Origin of the sequence: Crossiella sp. S99.2, assembly GCF_023094165.1 — a bacterium.
Lineage (GTDB): Bacteria > Actinomycetota > Actinomycetes > Mycobacteriales > Pseudonocardiaceae > Crossiella.
On sequence record NZ_JALMDK010000012.1, the window covers coordinates 228,189 to 241,766 of the forward strand.

Annotated in this window: 16 protein-coding genes; 9 read left to right on the plus strand and 7 right to left on the minus strand. The window is 71.1% G+C overall.

Annotation, left to right across the window (positions count from 1 at the left end; all coding sequences use genetic code 11):
* On the minus strand, positions 1-327 hold the full coding sequence (uraH, locus tag MZC64_RS36455; RefSeq protein WP_247760155.1) for a hydroxyisourate hydrolase: 327 nt from the start codon (positions 325-327) through the stop codon (positions 1-3).
* Positions 324-815: a 2-oxo-4-hydroxy-4-carboxy-5-ureidoimidazoline decarboxylase gene (uraD, locus tag MZC64_RS36460; RefSeq protein ID WP_247760144.1), complete on the minus strand. Its 492-nt coding sequence runs from the start codon at positions 813-815 to the stop codon at positions 324-326. Before uraD ends, uraH begins: the two co-directional genes overlap by 4 nt.
* 140 nt (positions 816-955) lie before the next feature.
* Between uraD and MZC64_RS36465 the strand changes: the two genes are divergently transcribed.
* Both MZC64_RS36465 and MZC64_RS36470 read left to right on the plus strand, forming a co-directional pair.
* A complete protein-coding gene (locus MZC64_RS36465) occupies positions 956-2,530 on the plus strand; it encodes a PucR family transcriptional regulator (RefSeq protein ID WP_247760127.1) in 1,575 nt (524 codons plus the stop codon).
* An 81-nt stretch (positions 2,531-2,611) separates the two neighbouring features.
* A complete protein-coding gene (locus MZC64_RS36470; RefSeq protein ID WP_247760125.1) occupies positions 2,612-3,196 on the plus strand; it encodes a GNAT family N-acetyltransferase in 585 nt (194 codons plus the stop codon).
* 95 nt (positions 3,197-3,291) lie between these two features.
* On the opposite strand, the gene MZC64_RS36475 is transcribed toward MZC64_RS36470, so the two are convergent.
* Positions 3,292-4,110, minus strand: a complete 819-nt coding sequence (locus MZC64_RS36475; protein WP_247760120.1) for an SDR family oxidoreductase — start codon at positions 4,108-4,110, stop codon at positions 3,292-3,294.
* 1 nt (position 4,111) lies between these two features.
* Positions 4,112-5,617, minus strand: coding sequence for an NAD(P)/FAD-dependent oxidoreductase (locus tag MZC64_RS36480; RefSeq protein WP_247760118.1), 1,506 nt, complete (start codon positions 5,615-5,617; stop codon positions 4,112-4,114).
* A gap of 74 nt (positions 5,618-5,691) precedes the next feature.
* On the opposite strand from MZC64_RS36480, the gene MZC64_RS36485 reads away from it, so the two are divergent.
* The 3 genes from MZC64_RS36485 to MZC64_RS36495 all read left to right on the plus strand — a co-directional run bounded on the left by MZC64_RS36485 (position 5,692) and on the right by MZC64_RS36495 (position 7,083).
* Entirely contained in the window at positions 5,692-6,312 is a 621-nt protein-coding gene (locus MZC64_RS36485) for a TetR/AcrR family transcriptional regulator (RefSeq protein WP_247760116.1), read from the plus strand.
* 67 nt (positions 6,313-6,379) lie between these two features.
* Entirely contained in the window at positions 6,380-6,778 is a 399-nt protein-coding gene (locus MZC64_RS36490; protein WP_247760114.1) for a hypothetical protein, read from the plus strand.
* Positions 6,763-7,083 (plus strand): DUF3817 domain-containing protein, encoded by a 321-nt coding sequence (locus MZC64_RS36495; RefSeq protein ID WP_308301108.1) that lies wholly within the window; start codon positions 6,763-6,765, stop codon positions 7,081-7,083. The genes MZC64_RS36490 and MZC64_RS36495 overlap by 16 nt, the downstream gene beginning before the upstream one ends.
* A gap of 12 nt (positions 7,084-7,095) precedes the next feature.
* Here MZC64_RS36495 and MZC64_RS36500 read toward each other — a convergent pair whose 3' ends face one another.
* Together MZC64_RS36500 and MZC64_RS36505 are read right to left on the minus strand one after the other, a co-directional pair.
* Entirely contained in the window at positions 7,096-7,863 is a 768-nt protein-coding gene (locus tag MZC64_RS36500; protein ID WP_247760112.1) for a TetR/AcrR family transcriptional regulator, read from the minus strand.
* 38 nt (positions 7,864-7,901) lie between these two features.
* Complete coding sequence (locus MZC64_RS36505; RefSeq protein ID WP_247760107.1) at positions 7,902-8,291, minus strand: STAS domain-containing protein; 390 nt, start codon at positions 8,289-8,291, stop codon at positions 7,902-7,904.
* A gap of 138 nt (positions 8,292-8,429) precedes the next feature.
* On the opposite strand from MZC64_RS36505, the gene MZC64_RS36510 reads away from it, so the two are divergent.
* Positions 8,430-9,941: a SpoIIE family protein phosphatase gene (locus MZC64_RS36510; protein WP_247760105.1), complete on the plus strand. Its 1,512-nt coding sequence runs from the start codon at positions 8,430-8,432 to the stop codon at positions 9,939-9,941.
* Between the two features lie 53 nt (positions 9,942-9,994).
* On the opposite strand, the gene MZC64_RS36515 is transcribed toward MZC64_RS36510, so the two are convergent.
* On the minus strand, positions 9,995-10,249 hold the full coding sequence (locus MZC64_RS36515; RefSeq protein WP_247760103.1) for a hypothetical protein: 255 nt from the start codon (positions 10,247-10,249) through the stop codon (positions 9,995-9,997).
* Positions 10,250-10,372: 123 nt separating this feature from the next.
* Here MZC64_RS36515 and MZC64_RS36520 point away from each other — a divergent pair, with 123 nt between their 5' ends.
* The 3 genes from MZC64_RS36520 to MZC64_RS36530 are packed head-to-tail and all read left to right on the plus strand — an operon-like array spanning position 10,373 to position 13,577.
* Positions 10,373-11,551, plus strand: coding sequence for a SpoIIE family protein phosphatase (locus MZC64_RS36520; RefSeq protein ID WP_247760096.1), 1,179 nt, complete (start codon positions 10,373-10,375; stop codon positions 11,549-11,551).
* Positions 11,548-13,131, plus strand: coding sequence for an ATP-binding protein (locus MZC64_RS36525; protein ID WP_247760094.1), 1,584 nt, complete (start codon positions 11,548-11,550; stop codon positions 13,129-13,131). Before MZC64_RS36520 ends, MZC64_RS36525 begins: the two co-directional genes overlap by 4 nt.
* Positions 13,128-13,577 (plus strand): response regulator, encoded by a 450-nt coding sequence (locus MZC64_RS36530; protein WP_374205828.1) that lies wholly within the window; start codon positions 13,128-13,130, stop codon positions 13,575-13,577. Before MZC64_RS36525 ends, MZC64_RS36530 begins: the two co-directional genes overlap by 4 nt.
* The last annotated feature ends 1 nt before the right edge of the window (position 13,578 follow it).

The following is a 13,578-nucleotide window of genomic DNA, read 5'->3' on the forward strand; positions in this document are numbered from 1 at the left end:
TCAGCTCCCCCGATAGGTCGAGTAGGCGAACGGGCTCAGCAGCAACGGCACGTGGTGGTGCGCCTCGGTGTCGGCGACCAGGAAGGTGACCACCACCTCCGGGTAGAACACCGGCCGGTCGGTCGCGGCCAGGTAGGGACCGGTGTGGAAGACCAGCCGGTGCGTGCCCTCGGCCACGGGCAGGTCCTTGAGCCTGCCGTCGCTGTCGGTCACGCCCTCGGCGACCTGGGTCCAGACCGCGCCTGCCAGGTGTTCCAGGTGCACCCGGACCCCGGCGGCCGGGCGGCCCAGCGCCGCGTCCAGCACGTGCGTGGAGATCGCCATCAACCCACCATCTTGTTCAGTCGCAGCCGCACGATCCCGGCCAGTTCGGCCTTGACCACCTCGCGTTCGGCGTAGGGCTCGTTGCCCAGCCGGTGCCGCAGCGCGGAGAGGATCTCGCCTGCCGACTTGCCGGTCGCGCAGATCAGGAAGACGTGCCCGAACCTGGCCTCATAACGCTGGTTGCCCTCGACGAGCTGCCGCTGCACGTCGGCCGCGACGGTCTTGGCCGCGGCCTGCTCGCCCCGGGACCAGCGGGCCTCCTGGCTGTCCCCACCGGCGCGCTGGCCGATCCGCGGGTGCGCGTCCAGGGCCTGCCGGAGCTGGGTCCAGTCGAGGGATTTGAGCGCGTCGGCCGAGGCGGTCTGCAACGCGCGCAGGTCCCGGTAGGGGCGCCCGGCCAGCACCCGGCGCACCCACACCGGGCTGGCGCAGCAGGCGCGCAGCCCTTCGGCGGCCCTGGACTCGGGCAGCTTGTTGAACTCCTCCAGCAACTCCCGGACCCCCGTAACACGGTGCTCACCAGGTGGTGTCGGCCAGTACACCCAGGTTGGCCCGGCTTCGACTAGGTATGAGAAGCATGAAAACGCCGTCTTGTGCGAGCCGGTCTTTTGTGGCTTCCTCCAATGCGGTGGTGAAGTCAGTGGAGGCGACGCGGATGCGGTTGCGCACGGTGCTGGCGGTTTCGGAGCTGAAGCTGGTCCTGCTGACCGGCCGGGAGCACCTGGACCGGCCGGTGCGCTGGGTGTACACCACCGATCAGCGCGACCCGAGCCGGTATCTCTCCGGTGGGGAGCTGGTGCTCACCGGCATGGTGTGGCGGCGCGGCCCGGCGGACGCGGAGGCGTTCGTCTCGGCCATCGCCGCGGCCGGGGTGGCCGGACTGGCCGCGGGCGACGCCGAGTTCGGCTCGGTGCCCGCGGACCTGATCGAGGCGTGCGCGCGGCACGGGGTGCCGCTGTTCGAGGTGCCCATCGACGTCTCCTTCGCCACCATCACCGAGCGGATCGTGCTGACCCTGGCCGCCGACCGGTCGGATGGCGCGGCCCGCGCGCTGGACCGGCACCGCCGCCTGGTCGAGGCGGTGGCCGACGGCGCGGGCCTGACCACGTTGCTGGAACTCGGCTCGACCGGGATCGGCGCGCATTGCTGGGTGCTCTCCCCGACCGGTCGGGTGGTAGCGGGCAGTAGCCGCCCACCGTCACCCGCCCGGCGGGAACTTCTGGTCCGCCAGTTCCTGCAGGCCGACCGGCTGCCGCGGACGGTCCGGCACCGGGACAGTCCGCCATGCACGTTGCTGCCGGTGCCCGGCCGCGGCGGCCAGCGGATGGCGAGCTGGTTCCTGGTGGTCGACGGCGATCAGGAGCAGTGGGATCCGGGGCAGCGCGAGGTGGCGGGCGAGCTGGCCACGCTGATCTCCCTGGACCGCACCCGGCTGGAGGAGCGGCGGCGGGTGGAGAACCGCGCGTTCGCGCCGCTGCTGCACGCGATCACCGCCGGCCGGGCCGGTCCGGGGGAGATCGAGTCCAGGCTGGCCGCGGCCGGGCTGGCGCCGGGCGATCCGGCCTGCGTGCTCTTCGCGGCCACGATCGGCGGCGGACCAGGGCTGGCCGCGCTGGTGCTGGGTGAACTGGCCGCCGAACGCGCCAACCGGGTGCTGCTGGGCACGATTGGCGAGGAGGCGTGCGCGGTGCTCTCGGGGAGCGCGGAGAAGCTGACCGCGGCGCTGCGTGAGCTGCGCACGGCGGTGGAGATCGTGGAGCCCGGTCTCGGGTCGGCCCGGCTGGTGATCGGGATCAGCGGGATCACCGGTGCGGCCGGGCTGGCCGGGGCGGTGGAGGAGGCCCGGCACGCGCGCACGCTGGCCGAGCACCGGGACGGGCGGACCGCGGTGGTGGCGGCGGAGGAGATCGCCTCACACCTGTTGCTGCTGGCCACCGTGCCCGAGGAACTGCGCCGCTCGTTCGCGCAGCGGCTACTCGGCCCGTTGCGTGCCTACGACACCGAACACGGGTCCGACCTGCTGGCCACGCTGCGGGTTTTCCTGGAGTGCTCGGGCTCGCCGACCAAGACGGCGGCCAAGCTGCACGTGCACGTCAACACGTTGCGGTACCGGATCGCCCGGATCGAGGAACTCACCGGTCGCGATCTCGGCTCCTTCCCCGATCGGGTGGATCTTTACCTCGGGCTGAACCTCTCACCCGGCTGACCCCCGGTCGTGGTCGGCTGGGTGGGGGAAACCGGCCTGTCCAAGATCACTCCGGTCCGGTTTTGTGGCACTGTCGAAGGCATGACTCCCACGTCGGTTCTGAGTCCGCAGGGGGATGCCTTCGACGCCGCGGTGGAGACATTGGCGGTGGCCTTCCTCGACGATCCGTTGGTGGCGTGGCTGTTTCCGGAACCGACCGGGAGGTTGCGATTCCAGCGCGGGTTCATCCGGTTCTTACTCGCCACGGGTGAGGCCGAGCTGGACACCACGGGGGATGGCGCGGCGAGCGCGTTGTGGCTGCGGGTGGAGCCGAACGGGGAGTTCGCCGGGCTCAGCGAGGGGGACCTGGACGCGTTGCGGGCGGCGTTCGGGCCCGCGGCGGAGCGGTTGATCTGGGTGGGCGGGGAGTTCAGCCGGCGGCATCCCCGGGGAGAGCGGCATGTGTACCTGGCGTTGCTGGGGGTGTTGCCGGAGGCGCGGGGGCTGGGGCATGGCGGGCGGCTGCTGGCGCATCGGCTGACCGAGGCGAGGTTGCCGGTGTATCTGGAGGCGACCACCGGGCGTAGCGCCGGCTTGTTCGCGCGGCACGGATTCGCGGCGCTGGGCGATCCGATTCACGTGCCCGGCGGGCCGTCCTGCCTGCCGATGTGGCGCGCGGCCCCCTGATCCGGGTCAAGGGCGAACCACTTGGGCCAACTGGTACGCCCACTTGGGCCAAACCGGCGTACCAGTTGGCCCAAGTGGGCGGAAGATTCGGTGTCTCAGTACATCGTGCGGCGGCTGATCTGCTCGGTGAGCCAGGCGAAGCGGGAGCCGAGCAGGGCCTGTAGCGCGTTGAGCGCGTGTGCGTCCGGGCCGATCAGGATGCGGGCCTGGTCGCGCTGGATGCCGCGGATGATGGTCTTGGCCGCGCCGCGTGCGCTGGTGCCCGCGATCCGGTCGAAGGCGGTGCTGAGCGCCTTGCCCGCCTCCGGGGTCTGGTGCCGGGCGTTGTTCACGATGTTGGTCTTGATCCCGCCGGGGTGCACGCAGCTCACGCCGACCGGGTGGCCGTCGATGCGCAGTTCCTGGCGCAGCGACTCGGTGAAGCCGCGCACCGCGTACTTGGCCGCGTGGTAGGCCGTCTGCCTGGGCACGGTCATCAGGCCGAACAGGCTGGAGATGTTGACCAGGTAGCCGTCGCCGGAGTCGATCAGGTGTGGCAGGAACGCCTTGGTGCCGTTGAGCACGCCGCCGAAGTCGATGTTCATCACCCAGTCGAAGTCGGCGATGTCGGTCTCGGTGAAGCTGGAGGTCGCGGTCACCCCGGCGTTGTTGATCACCAGCTCGACCCGGCCGAACTCGGCCAGCACCTCATCCGCGTGCGCCAGCACCGCGGCCCGGTCGGCCACATCCAGGTGGTAGCCCTGGGTTTTGGCGCCGATCCGGGTGCACTGGCGGACCGTCTCACCGAGGCCGTAATCGTCCACATCGGACAGTGCGAGCAGGCTGCCCCGGCTCGCCAGGTCCAGGGCCAGCGCCCGGCCGATACCCGAGCCGGCGCCGGTGATCACCGCTACCCTGCCGCGGAACTCCCGCATGTCAGCGCACCGCCTTGTCGGCCGGGTTCAGCGCGGTCACGTCGGTGGTGGCGCGCAACCGGATCGAGTAGGCGTGCGCGTCGAACTTGCGGGTGAGCTGCCGGTAGGTCCAGGTGAAGGTGGGCCACAGCGTGGTGTTGCGGCCCTTCTGGTCCAGGTACCAGCTTTCGCAGCCGCCGGTCAGCCAGACCGTGCCCTGCATCTGCTTCTGCACCCGGTCGTTGAACTTCTGCACCCGGTCCACCCGCGGGTCGATGTCCACGACCTCCTTGCGCCCCAGCACCTTCAGCGCGTCCATCACGTAGTTGACCTGCGACTCGATCATGAACACGATCGAGTTGTGGCCGAGGCCGGTGTTCGGGCCGACGAGCATGAACAGGTTGGGGAATCCGGCGATCGTGGTGCCCTTGTACGCCTCCATGCCCTCCCGCCACGCCTCGCCGAGCCGGACCCCGCCCTTGCCGTAGACCTTCTCCATCGCGGGCGGGTCGGTGGCGTGGAAGCCGGTGCCGTAGATGATGGTGTCCACCGGGCGCTCGGTGCCGTCCGCGGTGACCACGGAGTTGGCCCGCACCTCGGTGATCCGGTCCGTCACGACGTCCACATTGGACTGCGCCAGGGCCGGGTAGTAGTCGTTGGAGATCAGCACCCGCTTGCAGCCCATGGCGAAGGCAGGCAGCAGCTTTTTGCGCAGTTCCTTGTCCTTGATCGCGCGGAACAGGTTCTTCTTCGCGAACCGCTCACCCATCCGCAGGATCTTGGGCTGCTTGGTGAAGCCGACCACGTAGCTTTCCCGGCCCCAGTAGATCGCCGCGCGCACCAGGCGCTGTAACGGCGGGAAGGCGCGGAACAGGGCGCGCTCGATCGCGGTGATCGGCCGGTCCCGGCGCGGCATCACCCAGGGCGCGGTGCGCTGGAACAGGTGCAGCTCGGCCACCTCGGGCTGGATCTTCGGCACGAACTGGATCGCCGAGGCGCCGGTGCCGATCACCGCCACCCGCTTGCCGGCGAAGTCGTGCTCGTGGTCCCAGCGCGCGGAGTGGAAGGCGTTGCCCTGGAAGGTGTCCAGGCCCTTGATGTCGGGCAGCTGCGGCTCGCACAGCGGGCCCATGCCGGAGACCAGCACCTTGGCCGCGAACGTGGCCTGGCTGGTGCGCACGATCCACCGGCCGCGCTGCTCGTCCCAGTCGGCCCGCTCCACGTCGTGGCCGAACCGGATGTGCGGGTACACGCCCTGGTCCCGCGCGGTGCGGCGCAGGTAGCGCCAGATCTCCGGCTGCGGGGAGAACGAGCGGGTCCAGTCCGGGTTGGGCGCGAAGGAGAAGGAGTACAGGTGCGAGGGCACGTCGCAGGCCGCACCCGGGTAGGTGTTGTCCCGCCAGGTGCCGCCGACCTCCTGCGCGCGTTCGAGCAGGACGAAGTCGGTGATGCCGCGCTGTTTCATCCGGATGGCCATGGCGAGGCCGGCGAATCCGGTGCCGATGACGGCTACGTGCACCTCGTGCATGGGTCCGCCTCCTTATTGAGTGCTATTCAATAAGCTACTGGTGTTGTTGAACCGAAGTCAATAAGCTGGTCGGCGTGGCCCAGCGCACTCGTCTCAGCCCCGACCTCCGGCGGGCTCAGCTGCTCAAACTCGGTGTGGAGCTGCTCAGCACGCGCACCCTGGACGAGCTGTCCATCGACGACCTGGCCGCCGAGGCAGGCATCTCCACCGGCCTGCTGTTCCACTACTTCGGCTCCAAGCGCGAGTTCCACCTGGCCGTGGCCAGGGCCGCCGCCGCCCAGCTGCTGGACTTCCTGGCGCCCGACCCGGCGCTGCCGCCGGTGCCCCGGATGCGGCAGAGCCTGATCGGCTTCGTGGACTACGTGACCCAGAACCGGGACGCCTACACCTCGCTGGTGCGCGGCGCGGCCACCGGCGACGAGGCCATGCGCGCGCTGTTCGAGCAGACCAGGACCGCGATCGCGGAGATCGTGCTGCACAACGTGGACGACCTGGGCATCGAGCCGACCCCGAAGCTGGCCATGACCGTACGCGGCTGGGTCGCCTTCGCCGAGGAGGTCACCATCACCTGGCTGCGGCAGGAGGAGGTCGACCGGGACGGGCTGCTGGAACTCCTCGAACGCGGGTTCTTCCAGCTCGCCATGGTCGCGGTCGGGGTGGACGCGGTCGCGCCGTACCTGCCTGATCTGTCCTGATTCAGCCGGATCCGGGCAACCGGACCGCTCATCCGGTCGGATGAGTCGCGGTGCTACCGTCAATGCCGTGCGCAGCCGGTACCTGAGCCCTGGATGGCTGGCCGGGCATGTCCTGGTGCTGGTGGTCGCGCTGGTGTGCGGCTGGCTCGGCTGGTGGCAGCTCGAACGGGCGCTGTCCAGCACCGGCAGCGGCCTGAACCTGGGTTACGCGTTGCAGTGGCCGCTGTTCGGCATCTTCGGCATCGTCGGCTGGATCCGGTTCCTGCGCATGGAATCCACTCGCGCGGACGAGGACGAGGCCCCCGAAACGTCCGAACCCGCGGCGGAGCAGCCTGCCGAGCCGGTGGCGGAGAAGTGGCTGCCAGGGCGGCCCAAGCCAGCGGCCCAGGACGCGGACATCGACCCCGAGCTGGCGGAGTACAACCGCTACCTCAAGCAGAAGGCGGAACAGTGGCAACAAAGGTGAAGCCCGGAACCCTGTCCCGGTTCCGGATCATGGCCTACATCGTGGGCGTCGGCCTGCTCGCGCTGGTGCTGGTGGCCATGCCGTTGAAGTACTTCGCGGACATGCCGCTGCTGGTCGCCTTCATCGGCCCCATTCACGGCTTCCTCTACGCCGTCTACCTGGTGCTGGCCTTCGACCTGGCGCTCAAGGGCAAGTGGTCGATCGGCGGCACCCTGCTGGTGCTGCTGGCCGGGACGGTGCCGTTCCTGTCCTTCGTGGCCGAGCGCTGGGTGACCCGCAAGGTCCAGGCGGGCGAGAAGATCTAGCCGGGTCGCGGTCTAGCCGGCGGCCCGCTGGCGGACCAGCACCTCGACCCCGTCGAGGACCCTGGCCAGCCCGAACTCGAAGGCGTGCGCCGGGTCGACCGCGCCGCCGTGCTGCATGCCCGCGGCCTGGCCGACCCGGCTGGCCACGGGGTAGCGCGCCGGGTCCAGGACCTTGCTCAGCAGCGGGGCGTGCGCCTGCCACCACTGCTCGTCGGTGACGCCGCTGCGCTGGTTGGCCACCTCGATCTCGGCGGCGTTGCGCACCGCGCTGTGCACGTAGTCCAGGACCAGCCACAGCACCGAGTCCATCTCGACGTCGCTGAGGCCGATGCCGTCGATGGCGCTGAGTTCGTGGTCGTACTTGGCGGTCACGTTCGGGCCCAGCACCGGGCGGCTCATCAGCACGTGCGGCAGCCAGGCGTGCCGCTGGTAGAGGGCCTGGTTCTGCCGGGCCACGTGTTCGAGCCGGTCGCGCCAGCCGCCGTCGGGGTGCGTGTGGGGGAGTTCGCCGAAGACGGTGTCCAGCATGACGTCGATCAGCTCGCCCTTGCCGGGCACGTAGGTGTAGAGCGACATGGTGCCCACGCCCAGTTCCTCGGCCACCCGGCGCATGGACAGCGCGCTCAGGCCCTCGGTGTCGGCGACCTCGATCGCGGTGCGCACGATCCGGTCCACGTTCAGCTCGGGTTTGCCCTTGCGGCTGGCCCGTTCGCTGGTGCGCCACAACAGGGCCAGGCTGCGCGCCGGGTCCCCGTGGCCGCTGTACTCGATGTTCGCCATGGCCGGATCAGCCTAGCCGGAGCCGGGCCGGGCCCGGTTCAGATCGGCGCGGCCAGCGCCTCTTCCAGGGTTTCCCGCAGGTCGAACAGGGTGTTGAGGCCGGTGGTGGCCAGCGGCCGGAACACGGTGCGGTTGCCGGCCACCAGGCGCAGCGCGGTGCCCTTGCCCTGCGCCGCCTCACGTGCTTCGACCAGCGCGGCCAGTCCGCTGGAGCCGAGGAAGGAGACCCCGCTCAGGTCGATCACCAGCAGCGGGCGGCTGGTCGCGAGCTGTTCGTCGATGCCGGACTTGAGCAGCGGGGTGGTCAGCAGGTCGACCTCGCCGCCGACCTTGAGCACCCCGGCTGACTCGGTGGAGGCCGCCGAGTCCAGGTTGATCAGCGCTGCCGCGCGGGCCTGGTCCTCTGGGTACTCGCCGGCCGTCGCCACTGCGTCCTCCACTGAAGCTTCCCGAAGTGAACAGGCGTTTCACTTTTACCGTAGGCAGCTACGGGGTAAGGCACAACATAGCCGGGGCAGGTGCCACCGGTGTGGTCGGTGGGCGAACCGCCGCGCAGGAAGGCCGGGATGGTGACTGGTGAGCGGGTGGGGCGCGAGGACGCCGAGGGTGACCTGCCGCGCGGGCTCCGGCCGGATCTGACCAGGGTCCTGCAGGACAGCCTGCTGCCCACCGCGCTGCCGGTGCTGCCGGGGGCCCGGCTGGCCGCCCGCTACGCCACCGCCGGTTCGGCGCTGAGCGCGGGCGGGGACTGGTACGACGCGATCAGCCTCGGCGACGGCAGGCTGGCGCTCAGTGTCGGCGATGTGGTGGGCAGCGGACCGGCGGCGGCCGCGGTGATGGGCCAGCTGCGCAGCGCGCTGTCGGCCTACCTGCTGGCCGGGATGGAACTGGCCGAGGTGATCACCCGGCTGGGTGAGTTCGCCCGCCGGGTCCCGGGGGCCGCCGGCGCCACCGCCTGTGTGGCCGTGCTCGATCCGGCCCTGGGCGAACTGAGCTACACCAGCGCCGCGCATCCGCCGATCGTGCGGGCCCGGCCGGGTGCCAAGGCCGTTTTCCTGCCCAGGGCCGCGGGCAATCCGCTGGCGCTCGGCGACGGCGATTTCGAGCTGCGCCGGGCCCTGGTCGAACCCGGTGACCTGGTGGTCCTCTACTCCGACGGCGCGGTGGACCGCTCCGGCAGGCCGCCGCAACGCGGCGCGGCCGGACTGCTGGCCTGTGCCGCGGAGATCGCCGCCGACCAGGAGGCCACCGTGGACGCCTGCTGCGACCGGCTGCTGGGCGCGCTGCTGCCCGCCGGCCCGCCGGTCGACGACCTCGCGTTGCTGTTGCTGCGGGTGCGCGAACCGCATGCCCCGCTGAACCGGACCGTGCCCGGCCGTTCCGACCAGCTGGGCGTGCTGCGCCGGGAGCTGCGGGACTGGCTGGCCGAGCGGGAGATCGACGGCGAGGACGCGCTGGCGGTGCAGATCGCGGTCGGCGAGGCCACCGCGAACGCGGTCGAGCACGCCTACACCGGGTCCGAATCCGGCCCGGTCACGCTGACCGCCGAACTGGATCCGGCCGGCACCCTGCTGCTCTCGATCACCGACGCCGGGAGCTGGCGGGTGCCGGAGGAGGACCCGCGCGGGCGGGGCCGCGGACTGCTGCTGATGCAGGCCGCGATGGATTCGGTGCGGGTGCGGCACAGCGAGGCGGGCACCACGGTGGAACTGCGCCGCAGGCTGGGCGCCGGGCCTGGCCGGGAGGTCGAACCCGGCCTGGACGAGCTGGCCGTGGCGATCGAGACCGGCCCGGACGGCCCGGTGGTGCGGCTGCGCGGCGTGGTCGACTCCACCACCGTCGACCTGCTGCAGCCGGTGCTGCGCCGGACCGGCCGGGGCGGCGCGCTGGAGCTGACCGTGGACCTGGCCCAGGTCGGTTACCTGGCCAGCGCCGGGGTCAAGATGTTCTTCGAGCTGGCCGCCGAGGCCGCCGCGGCAGGCGGTCGGCTGGTGCTGTGCGCCCCGCCGGGGACCTCGGCAGGCTACGTCGCCCGGCTCACCGGCCTGGACGCCTACGTCGAGGTGCGGACACGCTGAACGCGACACCGGCCGGCGAGGCCGCATCCAGCGTGCCCACTCCCCGCACCGGCTCAGTCGGTGCCGAAGGTCTGGTCCCCCGGGGTCTGGCTGCTGCGGAAGTCGGTGATGGCCGTCTTGGCCGCGAACACCGCCGCGACCGCCTGCCCCACGGCGACCGCCCCCTTCACGCTGACCAGGTTCTTCTCCTTGGTCAGCCGGATCAGCAGCCGGACCGTGTTGATCGCCGAGACCGCGGCGAAGGCCAGCTTCAGCACACCCTGGAGCAGTTCGAGCTTGTCCACAGTGGACTTGGCCTTGTTTTCCATCCGGCTCCTCCTATGACGACGGCTACAGAAAGCTCGGGTACCCCCATGGCCGGCCCGCACTCCGCTCCGGCACTCGCGTCACCCGCTGCGTATTCTCCGGGGGACGAGGGAGGCAGGCCGGAGGTGGGTGACCCACGGGGCGACGGGCGGCTCTCGATCGTGCTGGTCGAGGACGATCGCGGGGACGCGTTCCTGGTCGAGGAGCTGCTCGCGGAGGCCGGGCTGAGCGTGGACCTGCACTGGGCGCGCAGCGTCACGGACGCACGCCCGTACCTGCGGCCAGGCGTGCACTGCGTGCTGCTGGACCTCAACCTGCCCGACGCCGAGGGACTCCAGGCCCTGCACACCGTGCTGGAGCGGGTGCCGGGCGCGGCCATCCTGGTGCTCACCGGGCACAGCGACGAGCAGCGCGGCGTGCGCGCGGTGGCCGCGGGCGCGCAGGACTACCTGGTCAAGGGGCAGGTCGACGGTGTCCTGCTGGCCAAGGCGATCCGGTTCTCGGTGGAGCGCAAGCGGGTCGAGGAGGGCCTGCGCAAACTGCGCGAGGCCGAACTGCTCGCCCAGGAGAACTCCCGGCTGGAACGCGGTCTGCTGCCCACCCCGTTGCTGGCCGACCCGCGGATCGGCCACCGCACCCGGTACCGGCCCGGCCGCAGTCAGACCCTGGTCGGCGGCGATTTCTACGACCTGGTCGAGGCCGACGACGGCACCCTGTTCGCGCTGATCGGCGATGTCTCCGGGCACGGGCCGGACGAGGCCGCGCTGGGCGTGTGCCTGCGCGCGGGCTGGCGGACCCTGGTGCTGGCCGAGACCCCGCCGGAACGGATGCTGCCCGCGCTCAACCGCAAGATCATCCGGCATCCGTACCCGCGGCTGGTGTTCGCCACCGTGTGCATGCTGGTCATCTCGCCGGACCGGCGGATCGCGCAGCAGTACCTGGCCGGGCACCCGCCGCCGATCGCGCTGGCCGGTGCGGACACCCGGCAGTTGCCGGAGCGGCCGAGCGGGCCCGCGCTGGGCATCTTCGAGCGCGGCGAGTGGCCGGCGCTGCGGCTGGAGCTGCCGCCGGAGTGGACCCTGCTGCTCTACACCGACGGGCTGTTCGAGGGCCGGACCGGGCGGGGCCGGGAACGGCTCGGCGAGGACGGCCTGGTCCGGTTGCTGCGGGCGCGCCCGCGACCCGGCCCCGATCCCGCGCACTGGCTGGACGAGGTGATCAACGAGGTGCAGCAGCTCAACGGCGGCCCGCTCACCGACGACGTGGCGCTGCTGCAACTGTCCTTCCGTCCCGCCGCCGGATGAGCACGGCCGGGGTCACCACGCTGTCCACTGTGGACGAACGTCGGCGGTGGTCGTTGCGGCGGCGGCTCGCGGTGTCCTTCGGCGTGCTGGGCGCGTTGCTGGCCATCGGGGTGCTGGCCGGGGTGCTGGCCGCCTCCCGGCTGTTCGCCGCCAGCACCGAGGTGGTCGATGACGTGTCCCCGGCCCGGATCCGCTCGGCCATGCTGGGCCAGACCTACGGCGCCCAGCAGCTGGCCGTGCGCGACTACGTGCTCAGCGGCACCGAGAACCGCCTGGAGCGTTACCAGGCCGAGCGCAACCAGGAGTTCGTCACGCTGACCCGGCTGCGCGAGCTGCTCGACGGCCGGGCCGAGCTGCTGTCCAAAGTGGACACCGTTGCGGCTGCGGCCCGGCGCTGGCAACGCGAACTGGCCGAACCGGCCATCAACCAGGTCAAGCGGAGCGGCGCCAGCGGGGCGCTGCTGGGCGGCCTGGACTACACCGAGCCGCGATTCGTGGCCCTGCAGGACTCGCTGACCCAGCTCGACGGCGCGGTCGGCGCGCAGCGGCTGGCCAGCAAGGCCGCGATGGAGCGCGCGCTGTGGGTGCTCACCGGCCTTGGCGTGGGGTTCGTGGGCTTCGCGCTGGTGTGCGCGCTGGTGCTGTGGTTCGCGTTGCGGCGCTGGGTGACCGGGCCGCTGCACGTCCTGGGCGAGGAGACCACCAGGGTGGCGCAGGGCGATCTGGCCCGGCAGGTCGGCAGTGACGGGCCGCAGGAGATCGCCGCGCTGGCCGCGGACATCGAGGCCATGCGGGTGCAGATGTTCACCGCGCTGATGACCGCGGTGCGGGTGCAGGAGACCTTGCGGGAACAGGCCCAGCAGCTCGCCGAGTCCGCCGAGGAACTGCGTCGCTCCAACGCCGAACTGGAGCAGTTCGCCTACGTCGCCTCGCACGACCTGCAGGAGCCGCTGCGCAAGGTGGCCAGCTTCTGCCAGCTGCTGCAACGCCGCTACGGCGGGCACCTGGACGCGCGCGCGGACCAGTACATCGAGTTCGCGGTGGACGGCGCCAAGCGGATGCAGCAGCTCATCAACGACATGCTGGCCTTCTCCCGGGTCGGCCGCGCCCTCGGCGAGTTCACCCCGGTCGAGCTGACCGAGGCCCTGGACCGGGCCAGGACCAGCCTGACCGCCGCCCGCGAGGAGACCGGCGCGGTGATCGAGTCCGATCCGCTGCCCAGGGTGCTCGGCAACCTCACCCTGCTGGCCCAGGTGTTGCAGAACCTGCTCGGCAACGCGATCAAGTTCCGCGGTCCGGACACCCCGCTGATCCGGATCACCGTCGAGCGACACGGCGGCGAGTGGCTGTTCCGCTGTGCTGACAACGGGATCGGCATCGAACCGCAGTACGCGGAGAAGATCTTCGTGATGTTCCAGCGGTTGCACGCCAAAGCCGACTACACCGGCACCGGCATCGGCCTGGCGCTCTGCCGCAAGATCATCGAACACCACGGCGGCCGGATCTGGCTGGACACCGAGGTCCGCGCAGGCACTACGGTCAGCTGGACCCTGCCCGCGCTCGCCGAGGAGTCCGTGTGATCGATCCGTCCATCAGCCGCCCCATCGAGGTCCTGCTGGTCGAGGACGATCCCGGTGATGTGCTGATGACCACCGAGGCATTCGAGGAGAACAAGGTCGGCAACCGGCTGCACGTGGTCAGCGACGGCGTGGCCGCGATGGCCTTCCTGCGCCGCGAGGGCGAGTACGCCCAGGCCCCGCGTCCGGATCTGGTGCTGCTGGACCTCAACCTGCCCAAGATGGACGGCAGGGAGGTGCTCTCGGAGATCAAGAACGACCCGGCGCTGCGCCGGATCCCGGTGGTGATCCTGACGACCTCGGAGGCCGAGGAGGACGTGCTGCGCAGCTACCAGCTGCACGCCAACGCCTATGTCACCAAGCCGGTGGACTTCGAGCAGTTCGTGAAGGTGGTCCGGCAGGTGGACGACTTCTTCCTCACCGTGGTCCGGCTGCCCCGCGGCGACTGAG

Coding starts and splice junctions, on each gene's coding strand:
- MZC64_RS36475 (WP_247760120.1), bottom strand. CDS start 4,110: ATGCGGGAGTTCCGCGGCAGGGTAGCGGTGATCACCGGCGCCGGCTCG.
- MZC64_RS36500 (WP_247760112.1), bottom strand. CDS start 7,863: ATGGCGAACATCGAGTACAGCGGCCACGGGGACCCGGCGCGCAGCCTG.
- MZC64_RS36510 (WP_247760105.1), top strand. CDS start 8,430: ATGGTGACTGGTGAGCGGGTGGGGCGCGAGGACGCCGAGGGTGACCTG.
- MZC64_RS36525 (WP_247760094.1), top strand. CDS start 11,548: ATGAGCACGGCCGGGGTCACCACGCTGTCCACTGTGGACGAACGTCGG.
- MZC64_RS36470 (WP_247760125.1), top strand. CDS start 2,612: ATGACTCCCACGTCGGTTCTGAGTCCGCAGGGGGATGCCTTCGACGCC.
- MZC64_RS36515 (WP_247760103.1), bottom strand. CDS start 10,249: ATGGAAAACAAGGCCAAGTCCACTGTGGACAAGCTCGAACTGCTCCAG.
- MZC64_RS36480 (WP_247760118.1), bottom strand. CDS start 5,617: ATGCACGAGGTGCACGTAGCCGTCATCGGCACCGGATTCGCCGGCCTC.